The sequence below is a fragment of the Actinoplanes lobatus genome, assembly GCF_014205215.1.
Taxonomy (GTDB): Bacteria; Actinomycetota; Actinomycetes; order Mycobacteriales; family Micromonosporaceae; genus Actinoplanes; species Actinoplanes lobatus.
The window spans coordinates 9427848-9450367 of the sequence record NZ_JACHNC010000001.1 but is presented as its reverse complement, the minus strand read 5'-3'; the positions used below and the strand labels follow the sequence as shown (position 1 = coordinate 9450367).

The 22520-nt window shown below is 71.2% G+C and carries 20 protein-coding genes and 1 pseudogene; 14 read left to right on the top strand and 7 right to left on the bottom strand.

The genetic code is table 11. The features are described 5' to 3' along the window. Positions 1 to 36: 36 nt before the first annotated feature. A complete protein-coding gene (locus BJ964_RS42980; protein ID WP_188126021.1) occupies positions 37 to 696 on the bottom strand; it encodes a hypothetical protein in 660 nt (219 codons plus the stop codon). A 97-nt stretch (positions 697 to 793) separates the two neighbouring features. Between BJ964_RS42980 and BJ964_RS42975 the strand changes: the two genes are divergently transcribed. Then, positions 794 to 1141 (top strand): hypothetical protein, encoded by a 348-nt coding sequence (locus BJ964_RS42975; protein WP_188126020.1) that lies wholly within the window; start codon positions 794 to 796, stop codon positions 1139 to 1141. 441 nt (positions 1142 to 1582) lie between these two features. Here the strand turns inward: BJ964_RS42975 and BJ964_RS42970 are convergent, their stop codons facing one another. Then, positions 1583 to 1786: a hypothetical protein gene (locus tag BJ964_RS42970; protein WP_188126019.1), complete on the bottom strand. Its 204-nt coding sequence runs from the start codon at positions 1784 to 1786 to the stop codon at positions 1583 to 1585. Positions 1787 to 3244: 1458 nt separating this feature from the next. After that, positions 3245 to 4867, bottom strand: coding sequence for an ABC-F family ATP-binding cassette domain-containing protein (locus BJ964_RS42965; protein WP_188126018.1), 1623 nt, complete (start codon positions 4865 to 4867; stop codon positions 3245 to 3247). Positions 4868 to 4921: 54 nt separating this feature from the next. Between BJ964_RS42965 and BJ964_RS42960 the strand changes: the two genes are divergently transcribed. Further along, on the top strand, positions 4922 to 6685 hold the full coding sequence (locus BJ964_RS42960) for a Xaa-Pro dipeptidyl-peptidase (protein ID WP_188126017.1): 1764 nt from the start codon (positions 4922 to 4924) through the stop codon (positions 6683 to 6685). Here BJ964_RS42960 and BJ964_RS42955 read toward each other — a convergent pair. Next, on the bottom strand, positions 6678 to 7493 hold the full coding sequence (locus BJ964_RS42955) for a PhzF family phenazine biosynthesis protein (RefSeq protein WP_188126016.1): 816 nt from the start codon (positions 7491 to 7493) through the stop codon (positions 6678 to 6680). The two genes, BJ964_RS42960 and BJ964_RS42955, sit on opposite strands and share 8 nt — an antisense overlap. Before the next feature lie 112 nt (positions 7494 to 7605). On the opposite strand from BJ964_RS42955, the gene BJ964_RS42950 reads away from it, so the two are divergent. The 11 genes from BJ964_RS42950 (at position 7606) to BJ964_RS42900 (ending at position 18293) form a co-directional block, all read left to right on the top strand. Then, positions 7606 to 9012: a sigma 54-interacting transcriptional regulator gene (locus BJ964_RS42950; RefSeq protein ID WP_229806802.1), complete on the top strand. Its 1407-nt coding sequence runs from the start codon at positions 7606 to 7608 to the stop codon at positions 9010 to 9012. A gap of 5 nt (positions 9013 to 9017) precedes the next feature. After that, positions 9018 to 10976 (top strand): vWA domain-containing protein, encoded by a 1959-nt coding sequence (locus BJ964_RS42945; protein WP_188126014.1) that lies wholly within the window; start codon positions 9018 to 9020, stop codon positions 10974 to 10976. 1093 nt (positions 10977 to 12069) lie between these two features. After that, entirely contained in the window at positions 12070 to 12672 is a 603-nt protein-coding gene (locus BJ964_RS42940) for a CDP-alcohol phosphatidyltransferase family protein (protein WP_188126013.1), read from the top strand. Positions 12673 to 12694: 22 nt separating this feature from the next. Further along, positions 12695 to 13648 carry a DUF881 domain-containing protein gene (locus tag BJ964_RS42935; protein WP_307838024.1) on the top strand — a complete coding sequence of 318 codons (954 nt, stop codon included), beginning with the start codon at positions 12695 to 12697 and terminating at the stop codon, positions 13646 to 13648. Beyond that, on the top strand, positions 13645 to 13977 hold the full coding sequence (locus tag BJ964_RS42930; RefSeq protein ID WP_183219036.1) for a small basic family protein: 333 nt from the start codon (positions 13645 to 13647) through the stop codon (positions 13975 to 13977). The genes BJ964_RS42935 and BJ964_RS42930 overlap by 4 nt, the downstream gene beginning before the upstream one ends. A gap of 7 nt (positions 13978 to 13984) precedes the next feature. Next, positions 13985 to 15253 carry a DUF881 domain-containing protein gene (locus BJ964_RS42925; protein WP_229806745.1) on the top strand — a complete coding sequence of 423 codons (1269 nt, stop codon included), beginning with the start codon at positions 13985 to 13987 and terminating at the stop codon, positions 15251 to 15253. Between the two features lie 15 nt (positions 15254 to 15268). Further along, positions 15269 to 15649 (top strand): glycine cleavage system protein GcvH, encoded by a 381-nt coding sequence (gene gcvH, locus BJ964_RS42920; RefSeq protein WP_188126011.1) that lies wholly within the window; start codon positions 15269 to 15271, stop codon positions 15647 to 15649. A gap of 179 nt (positions 15650 to 15828) precedes the next feature. After that, positions 15829 to 16278, top strand: a complete 450-nt coding sequence (odhI, locus tag BJ964_RS42915; RefSeq protein ID WP_183219034.1) for an oxoglutarate dehydrogenase inhibitor Odhl — start codon at positions 15829 to 15831, stop codon at positions 16276 to 16278. A 68-nt stretch (positions 16279 to 16346) separates the two neighbouring features. After that, complete coding sequence (gene ftsR / locus BJ964_RS42910) at positions 16347 to 17015, top strand: transcriptional regulator FtsR (protein ID WP_223149708.1); 669 nt, start codon at positions 16347 to 16349, stop codon at positions 17013 to 17015. A gap of 99 nt (positions 17016 to 17114) precedes the next feature. Continuing rightward, positions 17115 to 17579, top strand: coding sequence for a bifunctional nuclease family protein (locus tag BJ964_RS42905; protein WP_183219032.1), 465 nt, complete (start codon positions 17115 to 17117; stop codon positions 17577 to 17579). Between the two features lie 165 nt (positions 17580 to 17744). Beyond that, complete coding sequence (locus BJ964_RS42900; protein ID WP_188126009.1) at positions 17745 to 18293, top strand: MerR family transcriptional regulator; 549 nt, start codon at positions 17745 to 17747, stop codon at positions 18291 to 18293. Positions 18294 to 18297: 4 nt separating this feature from the next. Here the strand turns inward: BJ964_RS42900 and BJ964_RS42895 are convergent, their stop codons facing one another. Then, positions 18298 to 19089 (bottom strand): alpha/beta fold hydrolase, encoded by a 792-nt coding sequence (locus tag BJ964_RS42895; protein WP_188126008.1) that lies wholly within the window; start codon positions 19087 to 19089, stop codon positions 18298 to 18300. Between the two features lie 103 nt (positions 19090 to 19192). Here BJ964_RS42895 and BJ964_RS42890 point away from each other — a divergent pair, with 103 nt between their 5' ends. Next, entirely contained in the window at positions 19193 to 20212 is a 1020-nt protein-coding gene (locus tag BJ964_RS42890; protein ID WP_188126007.1) for a sigma-70 family RNA polymerase sigma factor, read from the top strand. Positions 20213 to 20242: 30 nt separating this feature from the next. Here the strand turns inward: BJ964_RS42890 and BJ964_RS48825 are convergent. Both BJ964_RS48825 and asnB read right to left on the bottom strand, forming a co-directional pair. Beyond that, positions 20243 to 20446: pseudogene (locus BJ964_RS48825) on the bottom strand (hypothetical protein); the annotation flags it as partial. Between the two features lie 37 nt (positions 20447 to 20483). Continuing rightward, positions 20484 to 22409, bottom strand: a complete 1926-nt coding sequence (gene asnB / locus BJ964_RS42880; RefSeq protein WP_188126006.1) for an asparagine synthase (glutamine-hydrolyzing) — start codon at positions 22407 to 22409, stop codon at positions 20484 to 20486. Positions 22410 to 22520 lie beyond the last annotated feature (111 nt).

The window sequence follows — 22520 nt, the reverse complement described above, 5'->3', positions numbered from 1 at the left end:
TCGGTGGTGGCGCCGGCGCGGCAGTGGCGTACGCGCTCAAGCGGCTCCCAGGATCGGCGTTCCAGCCCACGTTCCTGGTGCTGACCAGCTGCCGCGACCGCGATGGTCGTCAGCGGCGGCCGGACACCGGAGCCCCCTCACCTCATGCCTGGTGAACGACCCGTACCCGTCGACGCGCAGGCCGTCCTCACCACGGTCCTCGTCATCCCGTTCGCCGCACTCATCTGCGCCGCCGTCGTACCGGCCCTCGAACTCCTCCAAACGATCACGAACAGCGGCGTCTGCGAGGCCGCCGACATCTTCCACAATGTCCCCGTCGTTCTCGCTGGCGTCGTTCTCGCTGGCGTCGTTCTCGCCGGCATCGTCCTCGCTGGCGTCGCTCTCGCCGGCATCGTCCTCGCTGGCGTCGCTCTCGCCGGCGTCGCCCTTGCTGGCGTCGCTCTTGCTGGCATCGCTCTCGCCCGCACGGTCCCGGCGTTGCGGGCCGCCCGTCAGCCGACCGCCGCGGTCGGTCCGCGCCTCCGGCAGGCGGCGCCGTCCGCCTTCCGGCCGCCTGTTCACCGGTCGCACGACCGCGGCCCGGCCTGGTCGAGGTGTCGGCTGTCCACCAAGACATCCGCCCTGCCGGTCACCGAGGACGCTCCGATACGCCTCACCGAGCATCCGTCGCGTCGAGCCCTCGATGTCGGTGAACATGAAGGTCACCAGTCCGCGGCGCGGGCCGGTGAGCGGCCTGCGGGCCTTCCGCCGGTGATCGAAGACGGACATCGACCGACGCGACTAGGATGATCTCGTGGACCATCCGGCGCCGAGATTCGCTGTCGCGTTCGTGCGCAGTGTCGCCGTGCTCGCCCTGGAAGCCGATGCACAGACGGCGTGGCTTCAGAGGCTGGGCACCGCTCCGTCGGCCGACGAACTCGCATGTGAGTTCGACGACGGTTTCCGGCTGGCACCGACCTTCATCGAGCGCGGCTGGCTTTCCGGCACGGCGATACCGGCGTTGACCCAACTCGACGATCAGCTCAGCGCGATGAGCGGAAACCCGAACGCAGACCTGTGGCACATCGATGCCCTGCCCCATCGCGCGGAATGGAATCGCGTCAGGACGCTGGCAAGAGCAGCACTGATTCTCTTGGCCTGAGCCACTCGCCGCCTTCTGCCCAAGCCCGCGTCGCCTCGCGTCGGCCCGCGTCGCCTCGCGTCGGCCCGCGTCGCCTCGCGTCGGCCCGCGTCGCCTCGCGTCGGCCCGCGTCGGCCCGCGTCGGCCCGCGCCCGCCCTGCGTCGGCCCGCCCTGCGTCGGCCCGCCCTGCGTCGGCCCGCCCCGCGTCGGCCCGCGGGGGAACATGAAACGGTTGTGGCCCGGAGGCGGTGCGACGGATTATCCACGCACACTATGCGGCGAATAAGGACGGAAACTCGTCCTTTCGACCTACCCGCCACGCCCTCGCTCAGGTTCCTCGAGATGAGTGAGTCGCGCCATTGGTTTCCTTTATCGGCGCTTTTGGATCCTCAAATTATTCTTTCATCGTGGCGGCGTGGTTCCAAGGTTCCGGATGAAAACAGGATGGCATGATCATCCGCTTACACTTCGCGATCGGATTGCGGAAGAATCCATTCATGGGGCAGGGATCGCTGTTCAGTAGGGCGCAGATCGCCGAGATGCGCGATCCGGCGAAGGTGCGCAACCATTCTCCCGAGCGGGAGGAGTTTCGTCGCATGCAACAGCGGCGTCGCGCTTTCGGCCTCGAACGCCGCCACGCCGAAAAACTTCGCCGCCTGCACCACAACGGCGCCGCCTCAGCGACCCCGCCCGGGCCAGGCCGTCCTCCGATTCCCGTCGGACCTGTTGCGCGGCCCGTCGGACCTGTTGCGCGGCCTGCCGGACTTGGTGCGCGGCCTGCCGGACTTGGTGCGCGGCCCGTCGGACCTGTTGCGCGGCCTGCCGGACCTGTTGCGCGGCCGCAGCCTCCCGCGCGGTGCGCACCGGATAGCCGCAGACCGTCCACCGCCGCCGACCCCCTTCGCGCGCCCGCAACTGCACCATCCGCTTCCCGAACACTCGAAACACCCCACAGGCCGCACACTGCGATCTCGCCGCCGCACGCGATGGCCGAGCCGCCAACGGCCGGCCAAAGAGATCCACACAGGCCCGACGGCCGCGAGCGGAGTCGCCGGTTGGCTTCGGTGCCCCGCCGGAAACCCTGGCTACAGGCGCCGCTGAAAGCCCTGGCCACCGGGCACCGCCACCGCCACCGGGCACCGGCACCGCCACCGGCACCGCCACCGGCACCGCCACCGGCACCGGCACCGGCACCGGCACCGGCACCGGCACCGGCACCGGCACCGGCACCGGCACCGGCACCGGCACCGGCACCGCCACCGCCACCGGCGCCGCCACCGCCACCGCCACCGCCACCGGCACCGGCACCGCCACCGGCACCGGCACCGGCACCGGCACCGCCACCGCCACCGCCACCGGCACTGGCACTGGCACTGGCACCGCAACTCCACCGGCAAGACCCCATTACGGCATCCACCGCAACGCTCGAGGCTAGGTCCGTGGTTGTCGGCGGGGGTGGCGCGTTCTCGGCTGGCAGGTCCATGGTCATCAGCGGCGATGGCGCGTTTTCGGCTGGCAGGCCCCACAGCAGCTCGCCGCCCGCTTACGGCTCCGGCCAGGAACCGGCGACCGGATTTCGGACTCGGCCACCCAGGACGTCACGGCATTCTTCCGTACGTGAGCGAATCTTCATCAAGGAGTCCGGCCAGGGCCCGATGACGGACGTAGCAGCATTCGACACCGCTTGCTGCTGTCGCATCAGCCTGAGCTGCCGTGTGAAAGCCGAAATGGAACGGCCGATTTTTCCTGTCCGATCGGTTCCCGCAGCGAAATTTCACAAGCCTGGGAATGTTCGGAAGAGGTCGCGCGCCCCGGGGCGTCGGGGCGTCGGGGCGCAAAGAATCCCCGAGTGTGCGGGCCGCGCAGGAAATCCGGAGCGTGGGGCCACGCAAGAAGGCCGGAGCTTGCGGGTCGCGCAGGAAATCTGGAGCGTGCGGGTCGCGCAGGAAATCCGGAGCTTGCGGGCCGCGCAGGAAATCCGGAGTGTGCGGGCCACGCAAGAAGGCCGGAGTGTGCGGGTCGCGCAGGAAGGCCGGAGCTTGCGGGCCGCGCAAGAGAGAGCCGGAGGGCGCCGGCCTTCAAGAACCTGGGGCAGGGGATGGGCGCCGCGGTGGGAGTGTGGGTCAGGCGGTCACCTTTCCGTCGGTTACCTCGATGTGGCGGTTTGTGGTGACCGCCTCCAGCATGCGGCGGTCGTGGGTGACCAGCAGCAGGGTGCCGGTGTAGGAGGCCAGCGCCGACTCCAGCTGTTCGATGGCCGGCAGGTCCAGGTGGTTGGTGGGTTCGTCGAGGACCAGCAGGTTCACGCCGCGGGCCTGGAGCAGGGCGAGTGCGGCCCGGGTGCGTTCGCCGGGGGAGAGGGTGGCTGCGGGGCGGAGCACGTGTGCCGACCGGAGGCCGAATTTGGCGAGAAGCGTGCGGACGTCGGCGTCCGGCCAGGTGGGGACGGCGGCGCCGAACGCGACCGCCAAGGGCTCGTCGCCGAGGAACAGGCCGCGGGCCTGGTCGACCTCGCCGATCACGACGCCGGGACCGAGGTGGCGGTCGCCGGAGTCGAGGGGGATGCGGCCCAGCAGGGCGGCCAGCAGCGTGGACTTGCCGGAGCCGTTCGCGCCGGTGATGGCGACCCGGTCGGCCCAGTCGATCTGGAGTGTGACCGGGCCGAGGCTGAACGCTCCCCGCCGTACGATCGCCTCGCGAAGGGTGGCCACGACGGCGCCCGCGCGTGGCGCCGCAGCGATCTCCATGCGCAGCTCCCACTCCTTGCGGGGCTCCTCGACCACCTCGAGCCGTTCGATGAGGCGTTCCGTCTGGCGGGCCTTGGCCGCCTGTTTCTCGCTGGTCTCGCCGCGGAACGCCTTCACGTGCTTGTCGTTGTCGGTGGCCTTGCGGCGGGCGTTGCGCACGCCCTTGTCCATCCAGGCGCGCTGGGTGCGGGCGCGTTCGAGCAGGTCGTCCTTCTTGTCGGAGTACTCCTCGTACTGGTCGCGGGCGTGCTGCCGGCCCCGCTCGCGTTCTTCGAGGTAGGAGGCGTAGCCGCCGCCGAAGAGGCGGACCTGCCGCTGGGCCAGGTCGAGTTCGAGGACCTTGGTGACGGTGCGGGTGAGGAACTCGCGGTCGTGGCTGACCACGACGACACCGGCGCGCAGCCCGGCCACGAATGATTCGAGACGGGCCAGGCCGTCCAGGTCGAGGTCGTTGGTCGGCTCGTCGAGCAGGTAGACGTCGTAGCGGCTGAGCAGCAGCGACGCCATGCCGGCGCGGGCCGCCTGGCCGCCGGAGAGGGCGGTCATCGGCAGGTCCGTGGCGAAACCGAGGTCGGTCTCGGCGATCCGGTCATCGAGGTCGGCGCCGCCCAGGTCGAGCCAGCGTTCGAGGGCGGCCGAGTACCGGTCGTCGGCGCCGGGTCTTCCGTCGGCGAGCTCTTCGGCGGCGGCGTCCATCGCCGCGTGCGCGGCGGTCACCCCGGTGCGCCGGCCCAGGAACTCGCGCACGGTCTCGCCGGCGCGCCGTTCCCGTTCCTGCGGCAGATATCCGACGTTGGCGGTGGGCGGGCTGAGCGAGACGCTTCCGCTCTCGGTGGCGATCAAACCCGCGAGGGTACGAAGGAGCGTGGTCTTGCCCGCCCCGTTGACGCCGACCAGTCCGATCACGTCGCCGGGTGCGACCACGAGGTCGAGTGCTTCGAAGAGGGTACGGTCCCCGTGTCCCGCGGCGAGGTCGCGGGCGATCATTGTGGCGCTCATCAGGCACGATTCTAGGCCCTCCTGGAAATCGACGGATGGCGATACGGTGTGCCGATGCGACTGCTTGCCAGGGGCCTCACGCTCCTCGTCGTTCTTGCCGGGTCGGCGGTCATCGCCGCGACCCCGGCCCACGCCGCGACCGGCACCCAACCGGTCCACGACTACGCCACCGCGATCCGGGAACAGGTTTGGGTGCAGGCCCCGGTCGACAGCGACTCGGACGGGCAACCGGACCGGGTCGCCGTGCGGATCATCCGGCCCGACACCGACGCCAAGGTGCCGGTGATCTTCCAGGCGAGCCCGTACTACGCGGGCCTCAACGACGTGCCCAACCACGACGACATCGACCGCGACGGCAGCCTGTCCCAGCTGTCGATCGACGCGAACCGGGCGGAGACCATCACCTTCGCCGGCTATCTGGACAACTATTTCGTGCCGCGCGGCTACGCCGTGGTGTTCGCCGACAGCCTCGGCAGCGGCGGCTCGACCGGCTGTCCCACCTCGGGCGGCCGCAACGAGACGCTCGGCATGAAGGCCGTGATCGACTGGCTGAACGGCCGGGCCCCGGGCTTCGACGCGGCCGGCGCCCCGGTGACGGCGGGCTGGACCACCGGCCGGACCGGGATGATCGGCGTCTCCTACAACGGCACCCTGCCGAACGCGGTCGCCGCGACCGGCGTGCGCGGCCTGGAGACGATCGTGCCGATCGCCGCGATCTCCAGCTGGTACGACTACTACCGCAGCAACGGTGGTGTGGTGGCGCCCGGCGGATTCCAGGGCGAGGACACCGACGTACTGGCCAAGGCCGTCCTGACCAGGGAGAATCCCGAGGTCTGCGCCGACGTGATGGCCGATATCGAAGAGGCGCAGGACCGGGAGACCGGGGACTACAGCGCCTACTGGGCCGAGCGGGACTATCTGCGTGACGTGCACAAGGTGCGGGCCAGTGTGCTGCTGGTGCACGGGCTGCACGACTTCAACGTCCGGACCGGGCAGGCCGGCCAGTGGTGGGACGCGCTGTCGAAGCGGAACGTGCCCCGCAAGATCTGGCTGCACCAGGCCGCGCACACCGACCCGTTCAACATCCGGCGCACCGAGTGGCTGACCACCCTGAACCGGTGGTTCGACCAGTGGCTCTACAAGATCGACACCGGGATCATGCGGGAGCCGGTCGCCGACGTCGAGACCGCGCCGAACCACTGGGTGACCTCGCGGACCTGGCCGCTGCGGCCCACCTCGTTCCACTTCGGGACGGGGGAACGGCAGACCTTCACCGACAACACGGCACGGACCGCCGAGGACCTGGCGAACGCGCCGGACACCGCCGACCCGAACCGGATCGCCTACCTGACCGGGCCCCTCGCCACGGAGACCCGGCTCACCGGCACCCCGGAGGTCACGGTCCGGGCCTCGCTGGACGGCGACAGCCCCTACCTGACCGCGCTGCTCGTCGACTACGGGGAGGCGGAGCGGTTCGTCCGCACCCGGACGCTCGCCGAGCTGGAGTGCGTCGGGCCGGGCATCGAGGGCGATCCCGGGTGCTTCGCCAAACGGGAGTACGTGACGGCGACGACCCCGTACGAGATCGTCACCCGTGGCTGGATCGATGTGCGGAACCGGTTCTCGCCGGCGCACACCACACCGATCAAGGCCGGGAAGACCTACACCTTCCGCTGGGACCTGCAGACCACCGACCACGTGTTCGCGGCCGGGCACCGGATCGGCCTGGTGCTGATCTCCACCGACCGTGACCACACCCTGCGGTACCCGTCCGGAACCGTGGTCGGCGTCTCCGGCGCCGGCCTGCGGATCAGCTGATCGGGACGGCCGGGCCGCTCACCAGGACCGCCTCGTTCCCGGGAACGAGGCGCACGGTGACGCGGCTCGGCCGGCCCATGTCGTCGCCCTGCCGCAGCAGCAGTTCGGCACTGGCCGGAACCAGCTCCAGCTCCCGCAGATAGCCACCGAGGGCCGCGGCCGCCGCGCCGGTGGCCGGGTCCTCGTACACCCCGCCGACCGGGAACGGGTCGCGCACGTCGAACGTCTCCGCGGAATCGCGGAACACCAGCTGCACCGTGGTCCAGCCGCGCGCGGTCATCAGCGCGGTCAGCGCCGGCACGTCGTAGTCCAGCTCGGCGAGGCGCCGCCGGCTGGTCACGGCCAGAATCGGATGGTACGCCCCGGCGTACGCCACACGCGGCGGCAGCGCAGGGTCGAGGTCGCCGGCGTCCCAGCGCAACGCCGTGAGCAGCGCCGCCAGATCCTCCCCGCCCAGGTCGCCGACCCGCGGCCGGACGCTGCTCAGAGTCGCCACCCCGGCCCCGTCGACGGACACCGGCACGTCGCCCGCGTTGGTCGTGAAGACGTGCTCGCCGGGGCCTAGCGCCACCGCGGTCGCCACCGTGGCGTGCCCGCAGAACGGCACCTCGACGAGCGGGCTGAAATACCGCACCCGGTAGCGGTCGCCGTCGGCCGCGGTCACGAACGCCGTCTCCGAATACCCCACCTCGGCCGCGATCTGCTGCATCCGGGCGTCACTGAGCGTGCTCGCGTCCAGCACCACCCCGGCCGGGTTGCCACCGGCCGGATCGAGGGTGAAGGCCGCGTACCGAAGAATCTGCGTCATGCGACCGAGCGTGCCGCGCGGCAGCCGAGGGTGACCAGAGCCAATCTCGCGCGCCTGGATGTGTCGGCGCGCACAGTCGATGTCGTCATATCCCCGGAGTAGCGTTCGTGCGGTGACCTCACCCGCCGAACCCGCCGACCTGCCCCGCACCGTGGGCGAGCTGCGTGCCACCGGCCACCAGTTCCGTCCGGTGAAAGAAGAGCTCCGCGACAACCTGCTGGCCCGGCTGCGTTCCGGCGAGCCACGCTTCCCCGGCATCGTCGGCTATGACGACACCGTCCTGCCCGAGGTCGAGCGCGCGCTGCTCGCCGGGCACGACATGGTCCTGCTCGGCGAGCGCGGCCAGGGCAAGACCCGCCTCATCCGGGCGCTCGTGGGCCTGCTCGACGAGTGGACGCCCTACATCGCCGGCTCGGAGCTGCACGAGCATCCGTACCATCCGGTCACCCCCGCCTCCCGGCGGCTGGCCGCCGAGACCGGCGATCTCCTGCCGGTCGCCTGGCTGCACCGCTCCGAGCGGTACGGCGAGAAGCTCGCCACCCCGGACACCAGCGTCGGCGACCTGATCGGCGACGTCGACCCGATCAAGGTGGCCGAGGGCCGCGCCCTGGGCGACCCGGAGACCATCCACTTCGGCCTCGTGCCGCGCACCAACCGGGGCATCTTCGCCGTCAACGAGCTGCCCGACCTGGCCGAGCGGATCCAGGTGTCGCTGCTCAACGTGCTGGAGGAGCGCGACATCCAGGTCCGCGGCTACCAACTGCGGCTGCCGCTCGACCTGCTGCTGGTGGCGTCGGCCAACCCGGAGGACTACACCAACCGCGGCCGCATCATCACCCCGCTCAAGGACCGGTTCGGCGCGGAGATCCGCACCCACTACCCGGTCGACCTGGAGCTGGAGACCGCCCTGATCCGGCAGGAGGCGGCGCTCGTCGCGTCCCTGCCCGACCACCTCGTCGACGTGCTGGCCCGCTACACCCGGGCGGTCCGCGAGTCGCCGTCGGTGGACGCGCGGTCCGGTGTGTCGGCCCGGTTCGCGATCGCCGCGGCCGAGACCGTGGCGGCGTCCGCGCTGCGCCGGGCCGGGCTGCGCGGCGAACGCGAGGCGGTCGCCCGGATCTGCGACGCCGTGTCGGTCACCGCCACGCTGCGCGGCAAGGTCGAGTTCGAGAGCGGCGAGGAGGGCCGGGAGACCGAGATCCTCGGCCACCTGCTGCGGGTCGCCACCGCCGAGACGTTCCGGGCCCGGCTCGCCGGTCTCGACCTGTCCGGTTTCACCGACCTGGTCGCCGAGGGCGCCATCATCCAGACCGGCGACCTGGTCAGCGCCGAGGAGCTGCTCGCGCAGATCGGGACGGTGCCGGGCCTGGCCAAGGTGCTGGACCGGCTCGGGCTGGGCGACGCGCCGAGCCCCGGGCAGGCGGCGTCCGGCATCGAGTTCGCCCTGGAGGGGCTGCACCTGACCCGCCGTCTCGCCAAGGAGCTGACCGACGACGGCCGCACCATCTACGGGAGCTGAGGTCCGTGCCCGGCAATGTCTTCCGCTACGGGGCCTGGCGGGACGGGCCCGATCCACTCGCGCCGCCGTACGACGTACGGGCCGCGGTCGACGCCATGGGGGAGCGGGTCCTCCGCGGCGACAGCCTGCGGGACGCGCTGCGTGACCTGATCCGGCGCGGCCCCCGCGACGGCCGAGGGCTCGACTCGCTGACGGAGCGGGCCCGCCGGCTGCGGCGGGAGGCGCTGCGCCGCGGCAACCTCGACGGCGCCGTCACCCGGGCCCGGCAGATGCTGGACCAGGCCCTCGCCACCGAACGCGACGGGCTCGCCGCCCGCCGGGACGACGACGCCCGCTTCCACGAGGCGATGCTGGACAGCCTGCCGACGTCGGTGTCACAGGCCGTCTCCGAGTTGTCCGACTACGACTGGACGTCCGACGACGCCCGGCAGATCTACCAGCGGATCCTCGCCGGGCTGCGGCAGGAGGTCGTCGCCCAGCGCTTCGCCGGCATGAAGCAGGCCCTCCAGGAGGGCGACCTGTCGGACGTGTCGGCCATGCTCGGCGACCTCAACGACCTGCTCGGCCGGCACGCCCGCGGCGAGGACACCACCGACGCGTTCCGCGACTTCATGGACCGGCACGGCCGGTTCTTCCCGGACGACCCGCGCAACGTCGACGAGCTGATCGACTCGCTGGCCCGGCAGGCCGCCGCCGCGGAACGCCTGATGCGCTCCCTCAGCCCGCAGCAGCGCGAGGAGCTGGAGCAGCTGATGCGGCAGGCCCTCGGCGACGGACCGCTGCGCGGCCAGCTCGACCGGCTCACCGACAACCTGCGCACCCTCCGGCCCAACCTGAACTGGGGCCGCGGCGAGCGCATGCGCGGCCCCGGCGACCTCGGTTACGGCGACGCGGCGTCGGCGCTCGGCGAGATCGCCGACCTGGACGAGCTGATCGAGCAGCTCGGCCAGGGCCATCCCGGCGCCACCCTCGACGACGTCGACGTCGAGGCGGTCGAACGCCAGCTCGGCCGCGGCGCCGCCGACGATCTGCGGCGGCTGCGCGACCTGGAGCGTGAGCTGCGCCGCCAGGGCTGGGTCCAGCGCGACGCGGACGGCCTCACCCTCTCCCCGAAGGCGCTGCGCCGCCTCGGCCAGACCGCCCTCTCGGCGATCTTCAAGGACATCGCCGGCCGGCGCGGCGAGCACGACATGCGCGACGCCGGGGCCGCCGGTGACCTGATCGGCTCCTCGCGCCGCTGGGAGTTCGGCGACGATCAGCCCCTCGACGTGGTGCGGACCATCGGCAACGCGGTTCGCCGCCGGGCCGCCTCGGCGTCCTCGGCGACCCTTCCGGTCCGCCTGGAGCCGGAGGACTTCGAGATCGCCGAGACCGAGCGCAGGGCCTCCGCGGCGGTCGCCCTCTGCGTCGACCTCTCCTATTCGATGTACGCCGACGGCCGCTGGGGCCCGATGAAACAGACCGCCCTGGCCCTGTCCCACCTGGTCGCCACCCGGTTCCCACAGGACGCGCTCCAGATCGTCGGCTTCGGGCGGTATGCGCAGACGCTCTCCCAGGGGGAGCTGGCCGCCATCGAGCCCACCGTCGAGAAGGGCACCAACCTCCAGCACGCCCTCAAGATCGCCGGCCGCCACCTGCGCCGCCACCCCGGCGCCGAGCCGGTCGTCCTGGTGGTCACCGACGGCGAACCCACCGCCCACCTGGAGGAGGACGGCGAGGCGGTGTTCTGGTGGCCGCCGCTGGCGGAGACCGTCCAGGCCACCGTCCGCGAGGTCGACCAGCTGACCCGGTACGGCGCCACCCTGAACGTCTTCATGCTCGGCGAAGACGACGGCCTGCGCCGTTTCGTCGGCGCGATCGCCCAGCGCAACGGCGGCCGCGTCTTCAGCCCGGACGCCGCCGATCTGGGCCGCTACGTGATCGACGACTACGTCCGCGCCCGGCGGGGCCGCCACTCCCACTGACCCTCCCGCCCGCCCTCCCTCGGCCTCCCTCCCTCGGCCTCCCGCGTCTGCCGGCCTCCCGCGTCTGCCGGCCTCCCGCGCGCCGTTTCGCGGCTCGCCGTACCCCTCCTTCCGCGATCTTGGACGTTTCGTCACCTGCGGTGGTGGGCGCCCGTCCAAGGTCGCGGAGGGGTGGCGGGCGCTCTTCCGCGACGTCCCGGCCTCCTGGCCTCCCGGCCTCCTGGCCTCCTGGCCTCCCGCGCGCCGTTTCGCGGCTCGCCGTATCCCTCCTTCCGCGATCTTGGACGTTTCGTCACCTGCGGTGGTGGGCGCCCGTCCAAGGTCGCGGAGGGGTGGCGGGCGCTCTTCCGCGACGTCCCGGCCTCCTGGCCTCCTGGCCTCCTGGCCTCCCGCGCGCCGTTTCGCGGCTCGCCGTATCCCTCCTTCCGCGATCTTGGACGTTTCGTCACCTGCGGTGGTGGGCGCCCGTCCAAGGTCGTGGAGGGGTGGCGGGCGCTCTTCCGCGACGTCCCGGCCTCCTGGCCTCCTGGCCTCCTGGCCTCCCGCGCGCCGTTTCGCGGCTCGCCGTATCCCTCCTTCCGCGATCTTGGACGTTTCGTCACCTGCGGTGGTGGGCGCCCGTCCAAGGTCGTGGAGGGGTGGCGGGCGCTCTTCCGCGACGTCCCGGCCTCCTGGCCTCCTGGCCTCCTGGCCTCCTGGCCTCCTGGCCTCCCGCGCGCCGTTTCGCGGCTCGCCGTATCCCTCCTTCCGCGATCTTGGACGTTTCGTCACCTGCGGTGGTGGGCGCCCGTCCAAGGTCGTGGAGGGGTGGTGGTGCTCGTCCTGAATTGCGGAGGGGTGGTGGGCGTCCGGCCAAGGTCGCGGAAGGGTGGTGCTTGTCCTGAATTGCGGAGGGGTGGGGTGCCTGTCCTGGATCGGGAAAGGGAATGAGCTAGCCTCCTAGGATGGGCTGGTGGAGTGTGGCCAGCGTGACTGCGTGCCGGGTTGGGGAACGCGGCTGGTTATAGTTGCTCGGCGAGCGGCCCGTTCGTGCGTTCGGGGCTTGCGCACGAGCCAGGGCGGGGGCCTCGGCCGAGGGGGAGAGGAAGTCGCGATGTCGCAGCAGCCTGCGCCGTCCATCGAGACCTCCAATCGCATCTGGACGTTGCCCAATGTGATCAGCTTCATCCGGCTGCTCGGGGTGCCGCTCTTCCTCTATCTGCTGCTCGTGGCCGAGCAAGACGTGGCGGCGGTGGTCGTGCTCGCCGTGGGCGGATCCACCGACTGGGTGGATGGATACGTCGCCCGCCGGATGAACTCGGTGAGCCGCCTCGGGGAGTTGCTGGACCCGTTCGCGGACCGGCTGTACATCCTGGCCACGTTGATCGGGTTCACCGTGCGTGAGGTGGTGCCGCTGTGGTTCACCGCCGCGCTCCTGCTGCGTGAGGCCGTGCTCGGGGTGGCGTTGGTCATCCTGCGGCGGCACGGATTCGGTCCGCCACCCGTGCACTACGTGGGCAAGACCGGCACGTTCCTGCTGCTCGCGGCGTTTCCGATCATTCTGCTGGGCACTGCGGCGCCCGGGCTGGCCTGGTGGGCGACCCCGGTCGGCTGGGGGCTGGCCTGGTGGGCGCTGGGGCTCTACTGGTGTGCGGCCGTGCTCTATCTGATCCAGGCCGTGCGCCTGCTGCGGGCCGATGCCGCGGAGGCGTCGTGAGGTGCGGCGCCGAGGGCGTGCCGTGAGCCTGCCGCCCTCGTATCTTCCGGCCGGTGGGCCGGACCCGGACGGGGCGTCGGCGGGGAAGCGGACCTACGGACCGGACTTTCTCACGGCGCTGTTCCAGAACCCGCTCGATCCGGGGTACCAGGACGCCGCCGCGCGCCGGGCCACCGAGGGCCGGAGGCGCGGCTGGCGGCGGTCGCTGGCCGGCGGGTCGTCGGCGCTGACCCTGGTGGTGATCGGGTTCCTGCTGGTGGTGGCCTATCGGCAGACGGTTGCCGAGGAGCCGGCCCGGACCGTGGCACGGGACTCGCTGATCAGCCAGGTGCAGAAGCGCCGGGAGGAGACCGACCGGCTGCGGGAGCAGGCCGACCGGCTCGGTGACGAGGTCGCCGCGTTGCGGGACCGGGCTCTGGGCGGGGCGGCGCTGGCCGAGCTGCGGGATCTGGAGGCGGTCACCGGGATGTCGCGGGTCCGCGGCTCGGGGGCGAGGATCACGCTGGTGGACGGGCCGACGTCGGTGGACGCGGTGACCGGGGAACGGCGTACCGAGGGCCAGGTCAAGGACACCGATCTGCAGCTGGCGGCGAACGCGCTGTGGGAGTCGGGCGCCGAGGCCATCATGATCAACGGGCAGCGGCTGACCGCGACGTCACGGATCCGGCAGGCCGGCGAGGCGATCCTGGTCGACATCCGGCCGGTGGCGTCACCGTACGAGGTGGTGGCGATCGGGCCGGAGGACCTCGCCGACGACTTCCGGGCGGGCTATGCCGGGCAGTTCTTCGACACGCTGTCCGGGCGGTACGGGATCTCGTTCAAGGCCGCCGAGGTGAAGGACGTGACCCTGGAGGCGGCGACCGAGTTCCAGCTCCGTTCGGCCGCGCCCAGCGTTGCGCCCGCGCCGCCGGGCTCCGCTTCGTCGTCCGGGCCGGGGTCGCCGGCGCCGGGTTCGTCCACGGAAGGCGGCCGATGATCGCCGTACTCGCTCTGCTCGCCGGTGTTCTCCTGGGCATCCTGTACGAGCCGTCGGTGCCGCTGGAGCTGGTGCCGTATCTGCCGATCGCGGTGGTGGCGGCGTTGGACGCGGTGTTCGGCGGGGTGCGCGCCAAGCTGGACGGGATCTTCGACGACAAGCAGTTCGTGGTCTCGTTCATCTCCAACGTGCTGGTGTCCGCCCTGATCGTGTATGTCGGTGACCAGCTCGGTGTGGGCGGTCAGCTGTCGACGGGTGTCGTGGTCGTGCTCGGCGTGCGGATCTTCGGTAATGTCGCGGCGATCCGACGTCACCTGTTCCGGGCATAGGAATTAGATGATCGAGCCTGATGAGACCGGGTCGCGGGCGCAGACCGCGGCCGCTTCCACCGTGCCCGTCACGGAGGACGATCCGGCCACCACGCCGGCCCCGGCGGACGACAACGCGCCGACCGTGCCGGGCGACAAGGTCACGACCGCGCCGGGCGTGCCGGGCGACAAGGTCACGGCCGCGCCAGCCGTGCCGGGCGACAACGCGCCGGGCGTGCCGGGCGACAAGTTCACGACCGTGCCGGGCGTGCCGGGCGACAAGGTCACGACCGCGCCGACCCCGCTGGGCGACAAGTTCATCGCGCCGGGCGACGAGTTCACGACGGCGCCGACCGCGACGGTGGACGAGGCCACCGAGCCGGTCGGCGATGAGGAGCCGACGGTCTCTCTGGCTCGGCGGAGCGCTCCCGACGTACCCCCGCATGGTTTTGACGGGATCGACGGGGCGGAGGCCGCCCCGGTGAGCGAGGGTGACGCGCAGGCCGCGGGGGTGCCCCGGTCGGGTGACCGGGAGGACGGTGAGGCGGAGATATCCGCCACGTCACCCGATGGGGCGGAGCCCGGAGAAAGTGATCTTGGTCGCCCGAAGAGGCGCTGGCCGGCTCCGGCCGGGGCGCTGATCTGGGTGCTGTTGGCGCTGTTCGGGTTCACGCTGGTGGTGCAGTTGCGCAGCAACGACGCCGACGACGGGCTGGCCGGGATGCGGCAGGAGGACCTGGTCCGGATCCTGAGCGACCTGGAGGCGCAGGACAGCCGCCTGCTGGCCGAGATCCAGGAGCTGGAGACCAGTAAGCAGCAGCTCAGCTCGGGTGTGGCGGGCCGTGAGGCGGCGCAGCTGGAGGCGGAGAAGCGCAGTCAGCAGCTGGGGCTGCTCGCCGGGACGGTGGCGGGCAGCGGTCCGGGGCTGGACATCACGCTGAGCAATGTGCGGGCGTCCGACGTGCTGAACACGGTGCAGGAGCTGCGTGGCGCGGGCGGTGAGGTGATGCAGCTCAATGGGGCGAACGGCACCTCCGTGCGGGTGGTGGCGTCGAGCTTCTTCGTGGACGCGTCGGGTGGCGGGATCATTGCGGACGGTGAACAGTTGACGGGTCCGTTCCGTCTGCTGGTGATCGGTCCGCCGAGCACGATGAGCACTGCGCTGCAGATCCCGGGCGGGGTGGTGGCGTCGGTGCAGAACGACGGCGGTAGCGTGACCATGGACTCGCGTTCGCTGGTCGACGTGACCGCGGTGCGTAAGGCGGCAGCTTTGCGATACGCGCGTCCTGTTTCGTGATTTACGGAGGAAGCGTTGATTCCTGAGGATCTGCGGTATACCGCGGAGCACGAGTGGGTCGCCGGTGACGGCAGCGGGCCCGTGCGGGTGGGCATCACCCACTTCGCGCAGGACGCCCTGGGCGACATCGTCTACGTGCAGCTGCCCGACGAGGGCGCGGTCGTGCAGGCGGGTGACTCGCTCGGCGAGATCGAGTCGACCAAGAGCGTCTCGGAGATCTACGCGCCGATATCGGGCACGGTCGTGGCGCGGAACGCGACGCTGGCCGATGAGCCGGAAATCATCAACGGCGAGCCGTACGCGGCCGGCTGGCTGGTGGAGATCACGCCGGACGATCCGGCGTCGGTCGCGGCGCTGATGGACGCGGCGGCGTACCGGGCCCTCACCGAGAGCTGAGGTCTCCGCGCGTCCGGTTGCTCAGCGATATTGGCGCTGACTAGGCTCGCGAAGCACACGAAGAACTGTTATTCCTTTGAAACCGATAGTCGTGCGTCGGGCCGAAATGGCTCGGCGGGGGCCGCAACGCCGCGTGTCCCGCCGGGAGGCGACGACCAACTGATCCGTGAGGTGGTCCGATGACGCGCCCAGACGACGAGTTTCCCCCGCTCGACGTCACGTCCACGCTGAACCTTGGCGCCCTTGACGAGGTGCTGGAGGGACCTGAGACCGACGTGGTGCCGAGCCGCATGTCCGGCTCGCTCCCGCCGGGGATGGCTCTGCTGGTGGTCCGCCGTGGCCCCAACGCAGGCGCCCGCTTCCTCCTCGACCACGACGTGACGACCAGCGGCCGGCACCCGGACAGTGACATCTTCCTCGACGACGTGACGGTGTCGCGCCGCCACGCCGAGTTCCACCGGGACGGTGGCACGTTCACCGTCCGCGACGTCGGCTCGCTCAACGGTACGTATGTGAACCGGGAAAGGGTTGAAGCCGCGACGCTCAGCAATGGCGACGAGGTCCAGATCGGCAAGTTCCGTCTGGTGTTCATCGCCGGTCCGCGGCCGGAGGGCGAGGGCCGGGCGTGACGTCGTCGGGGGCGGCCGCGCGTGATCCGGGGGCTTCGCGCCCTCAGGACGGGCGGGAGGGTGCGCTGATGAGCATCGGGGAGGTGCTGGCCCACCTGCGTACCGAGTTCCCCGACACCACGATCTCGAAGTTGCGGTTCCTGGAGGCGGAGGGTCTGGTCGACCCGCAACGCACCGCCTCCGGGTACCGCAAGTACTCGTGGAACGATGTGGCCCGGCTGCGTTTCGTGCTGACCGCTCAGCGGGATCAGTACCTCCCCTTGCGGGTGATCCGCGAGCAGCTGGACCGGATGGAGAAGGAGCCGGTGGTTCCGCAGCGGCCCACGCTGGTGGCGGTGGGGACGCAGCGGGCCACGGATCCGGCCGACACCCGCATCCCGAAGGCGGACCTGGTGGAACGCACCGGGGTGGACGAGGTGCTGCTGGCCGAGCTGGAGCAGATCGGGCTGGTGTCGGCCCGTCCTCCGGGCTGGTACGACGCCGACCAGGTGATCATTGTGGAGGCCGTCGTGGGTCTCACCCGGTACGGCCTGGAGGTGCGTCACCTGCGGGCCTTCCGCAACGCCGCGGACCGTGAGGTGGGCCTGTTCACACAGTTGCTGGCGCCGCTGGCCCGGCAGCAGGACCCGGCCGCCCGGGCCCGTGCCGTGGAGACCGCGCGTGAGCTGCAGGCTCTTTCGCAGCGCTTGCACGCGGCTCTGGTCCGCTCGGGCCTACGGGGTGAGTTGGGGCGCTGAACCCGATGCCGCGCGGATCGGACAGCCGCGGTGTGCGTGTACCGTGCAGGTTAGGGGCGGCTGCGGTGCGGCCGAGACGATGACGACACGGAGGCGGCGGTGCGCGAGCTGAGCGTGGTCGGGGTCCGGGTGGAGCTGCCCAGCAACCAGCCGATCGTGTTGCTGCGGGAGGTCGACGGCGACCGTTACCTGCCGATCTGGATCGGGGCGGTGGAGGCCACCGCGATCGCGTACGAGCAGCAGGGTGTGAAGCCGGCCCGCCCGCTGACGCACGATCTGCTGCGCGACATCCTGGCGGCGGTGAAGGCCCCGCTGAAGGCGGTCGAGATCACCGAGCTGAAGGACAACGTCTTCTACGCCGACCTGCTGATCGGCGACGATCTTCGGGTGTCGGCGCGGCCCAGCGACTCGATCGCGCTGGCCCTGCGGGTCGGCGCGCCGATCCGTTGTGCCGAACAGGTGCTCACCGAGGCCGGTATCGTGATCCCGGACGAGCAGGAGGACGAGGTGGAGAAGTTCCGCGAGTTCCTCGACCAGGTCCGTCCGGAAGATTTTGCGGGCTGAGCAACCGCTGAACAAAGGCTGAGTATCGACACTCGCCGTAGTCCGTACGCGGCGTGTCGAGCGGTTACCTCCATGTTTCGGCGTTGATTGAGATATACGCTCGTGAAGTCCAGGTGAACCGGCATACCGCCTAGATTTTGATCATGGGCAGCGGGGAGGCATCGGGTGCACGAGCAACCTCTTGAGGGCCCACTAGTCGGCGAGGACGGAGAGGTCGGCTACCGCGGGGTCACCGCCTGTCAGGCCGTCGGGATCAGCTATCGCCAGCTCGACTACTGGGCCAGGACCACGCTGGTCGTGCCGAGTGTGCGGGACGCCTCCGGCTCCGGCACCCAGCGCCTCTACTCGTTCCGTGACCTGGTGGTGCTGAAGGTCGTCAAGCGCCTGCTGGACGCCGGCGTCTCGTTGCAGAACATCCGCCGGGCGATCGACGCGCTGCGTTCACGCGGAGTGGCGGACCTCGCCGAGATCACGCTGATCTCGGACGGGACGACGGTTTACGAGTGCCGTTCCCCGGAGGAGGTCGTGGATCTGTTGCAGGGCGGCCAGGGCGTGTTCGGGATAGCGATCGGCGGCGCGTTCAAGGAGATCCAGGGTTCGCTGTCGCACCTGCCGGGCGAGCCGGCCACGCAGCCGCAGCCGATCACGGCGTCGTTCCAGCCGTCCGAGGGTGACGAGCTGGCGGCGCGCCGGGCGCGCCGCCGAGCCGGATAGAGCGTCATCCCTCCTGGTCGAGGAAGGCCATCGCGACCGCCGGGAACAGCGGGGACATGAACAGGCTGTAGTGGGTGGTGCCGGGCAGGATGGCCAGGGCGTGCCCACCCTTGGGGCGGCCCTCGCCCGTCCAGCCGCCGTCACGCAGGCCGCCGTCGAGCAGGTTGAAGATCTCGACGAAGTGGGCGGCCGGCACGATGTCGGCGTCCGAGCCGACGATCAGGGTCGGCACGGACAGCCCGCGGACCTCGTCGGTGAGGTCGTAGTCGACGGCCATCGCGGCGCCGATCTTGTCGAGCAGGCGGGGGAAGTCCTCCGGGCGCGGGGCCAGCCGCTGGTAGGACTCGTACATCGGGGTTTCCTTCATGAACTCGGCGGCGGCCCCGGTGACCTGCCCCTGCTGGGCGAGGATGTCGGCGTGGGTGGCGTTGCGGCGGATTCCGGCCGAGGCGGACACCAGCTTGCCGACCTTCTGCGGGTGGGCGATGGCCAGGTGCAGGCCGACGCCGCCGCCGAGGGAGTAGCCGACCACGTCCGGCTTCTCCAGGCCCAGGTGGTCGATGAGGGCGGCGATGTCGTCGGCCATGGTGCGGATGTCGAACGGCCGGTCCACGTCGGCGGTCCGCCCGTGCCCTTGCAGGTCCGGCAGGACGACCCGCCGGTTCGCGGTGAACGCGGGCAGGACCGGCGCGAACATCTCGCCCGATCCGAGCCCGCCGTGCAGCAGGATCAGCGGGCGGCCCTCGCCCTGGATCTCGTAGTAGAGGTTGATCCCGTTGACGTCCGCGTAGCTCATGTCCGCTCCTCAGGTCTGCTGTGTGTTGCTGACATCGGGTGGACCGGGCGCGCCCGGGAAACTCATCGCTGCCGGGCGAAGATATCCGCGATAGGTTCGGGCCGTGAGCGAACTCGTCACCGATGTCCCGATCGAGAAGCAGCTGGAGCGATTCCGGCCCGAGCTCGTCGGCTACTGCTACCGGATGCTGGGTTCGGCCTTCGAGGCCGAGGACGCCGTGCAGGAGACGATGATCCGGGCCTGGCGTGCCCGGGACACCTTCGAGGGCCGGTCGTCGCTGCGGTCCTGGGTGTACCGGATCGCCACCAACGTGTGCCTCACCATGGTCGACAGCGTTCAGCGGCGGGTCCGGCCGATGGATCTCGGGCCGGCCGGCTCCGGGCATGCCACCCATCCGGGTGACATCCATCCGGAGAAGATCTGGGTGGGCCCGGTCCCCGACGAGCGGATCCTGCCGGAGGGCTCCGACCCGGCCCGGCTGATCGCCGACCGGGAGTCGATCCGGCTGGCGTTCGTCGCCGCGTTGCAGCACCTGCCGCCCCGGCAGCGGGCCGTGCTCATCCTGCGGGAGGTGCTGGCCTGGTCGGCCCAGGAGGTCGCCGACCTTCTGGAGATGACGGTGGCGAGCGTCAACAGCGCGCTCCAGCGGGCCCGGGCCACGATCTCCGCCGCCACGCCTTCGGCGGGCGACACCTTCGCGCCCCTCGACGAGGCCCAGCGTGCGCTTCTCGCGCGCTATGTGAAGGCTTTCGAGGCGTACGACCTGAGCGCTCTCACCTCGTTGTTGCACGAGGACGCCACCCTGTCGATGCCGCCGCTGGCGCTGTGGCTGCGCGGTCACGAGGACATCACCGCGTGGATGAGCGGCACCGGCCGCCACTGCCGTGGGTCGCGCCTGGTCCCGGTGGTGGCCAGCGGCCTGCCCGCGTTCGGTCAGTACCGGCCGAGCGAGAGCGGCGCCGGCCACGACCCGTGGGCGCTGATCGTCCTGGAGATCTCAGACGGGCGGATCACCGGGGTCGTCAACTTCCTCGACACCGCCCGGTTGTTCCCGCTGTTCGGGCTCCCCGCCCACCTGGACGAGCAGGTCGCCGAGCCCCAGCAGGGCGGCCAGCGACCGTAACGGCGGCCCGGCGCCGTCCACCCGCAGCCGCCGCCCGTGCCGTCGCGCGGTCAGCCGCAGCCGGGCCAGCGCCTCCACCAGCACCACGTCCGGCTCACCCGGCCCGGTGACCTCGCAGACCACGAGGTCACCGGGCCGGCCCCGTAACGAGTCGGCCAGCGCCGCGCAGAGCACGGGGATCTCCGTACGCGCCAGCCTTGTTCGCACCGGGAACCGGATCACGGGGTCCGCCATGCCGGTTAGGACCGGCGGTGACGCCGGAACTCATCGGTCAGTGCATGGCGAGCGGGCGGCGCGGCAGGACCGTGGTCGGTGCGGCCGGCACGTCCACGCTGATCGTGCCCTCCACGGCGATGGCGTGCCACAGGCAGAACATGGCCACCGTCCACACCTTGCGGGACCGGTCGGCGCCGCCCGCCCGGTGCTCGGCCAGCAGGCCGCGGGCGTACTCCAGGTCCAGGTACTCGGAGGCGCCGGAGGTGGCCAGCAGGTGGTCCACCCAGTCGCCGATCGGGCCGCGCAGCCACAGCCGGGTCGGGGTGGGGAAGCCCAGCTTGCGGGCCTCCCGGACGGACTCGGGCACGATGCCCTTCATCGCCTCGCGCAGCGCGTGCTTGGTGGTGGCGGTGCCGTGCGGCAGTTTCAGTTCGGTGGGCAGGCCGGCCGCGGCCGCGTACACCTGCTGGTCCAGGAACGGCACCCGCAGCTCCAGGCTGTGCGCCATCGACATCCGGTCGGCCTTGGCCAGGATGTCGCCGGGCAGCCAGGTGTGCAGGTCGACGTACTGCATCGAGGCCACGTCGTCGACGTCGGCGGTCTCCGCGTACAGCTGGGCGGTGATCGCCGTGTGCGGCTGCGCGGTGAACCGCATCAGCTGCGCCTTCTCCTCCGGGGTGAAGATCCGCGCGTTGCCGTAGTAGCGCTGCTCGATCGGGGTGGTGCCGCGTTCCAGGAAGGAGCGGCCCTTCACCCCCTCGGGCAGTACGTCGGCGAGGTGCCGCAGGCCGCGCTTGACCCCGGGCGGAAGCTTGTCGACCCCGGCCAGCGACAGCGGCTCCCGGTAGATGGTGTAGCCGCCGAACAGCTCGTCGGAGCCCTCCCCGGACAGCACCACGGTCACGAACCGTGACGCGGTCCGGGCGAGGAAGTAGAGCGGGATCAGCGACGGGTCGGCCACGGGGTCGTCGAGCAGCTGCACGATCCGCGGCAGATGGGTCAGCACGTCCTCGTCGGTCACCACCGTCGGGGTGAGCCGGATGCCGAGCTGGTCGGCGGTGTCCTGGGCGATCTCGATCTCCGAGTAGCCCTGGGCCGCGAACCCGGCGGTGAACGCGTGCAGGTCCGGCTTCTCCCGGGCCGCCAGCGCGGCGATCGCCGACGAGTCGACGCCGCTGGACAGGAACGTGCCGACCGGCACGTCGGCGTGCAGGTGCTTGCGGACGCTGGCCGTCAGCGCGTCCTGGATCGCCTGGTACGCGGCTTCCGGCTGCACCCGCAGCGGCCGCAGCGACGGCTTGAACCAGCGGTGCATCCGGATCCCGCCGCCCGGCGTCCAGACGATCCGGTGACCCGGCGGCAGCCGGCGGATGTGCCGGTGCAGGCTCAGCGGGTCCGGCACGTACTGGAAGGTCAGGTAGTGGGCCAGCGACTCGGTGTCCAGGGCCGCGCCGGCCGGGGGCGCGAACGGGTCCAGGGCCTTGCGCTCGCTGGCCAGGTGCAGGCCGTCGGCGGTCTCCAGCAGGTACAGCGGTTTGATGCCGAACGCGTCGCGGGCCGCGTGCAGGGTGCCGGTGCGGTGGTCGTACGCCACGAACGCGAACATCCCCCGCAGGCGGGGCAGCGCCGCCTCACCCCAGTAGTGGAAGGCCGCCGCCAGCACCTCGCTGTCGCCCTCGGTGGCGAAGACCGCGTCGTGCGCCCGGATCAGTTCGGCGCGCAGCTCCTGGTAGTTGTAGATCTCCCCGTTGAACACCACGGTCCACCGGTCGGCGTAGTGCAGCGGCTGCACCGAGTGCTCCCGGTCGATGATCGCGAGCCGGTTGAAGCCGAACACGTACCCCTCGCCGTGCACGACCTGCGTGTCGTCCGGACCGCGGTGGTGCATCGTCGCGAGCGCGGCGGCGAACTCCGTCAGGAACGTGTCGTCCAGCGGCCCGGCGCCCGGCCGGCTGCTCACGAAAGCGCTCAGGCCACACATCGAGGAACCTCCTTGAAGTAGCGAGGAGCCGACGGTAGGCCGCCACCTGTGAAGAACCTGTGCGGAAGCTGCCGAGAACCCGCACGGCACGAATCCGGGATCCGATCTTCA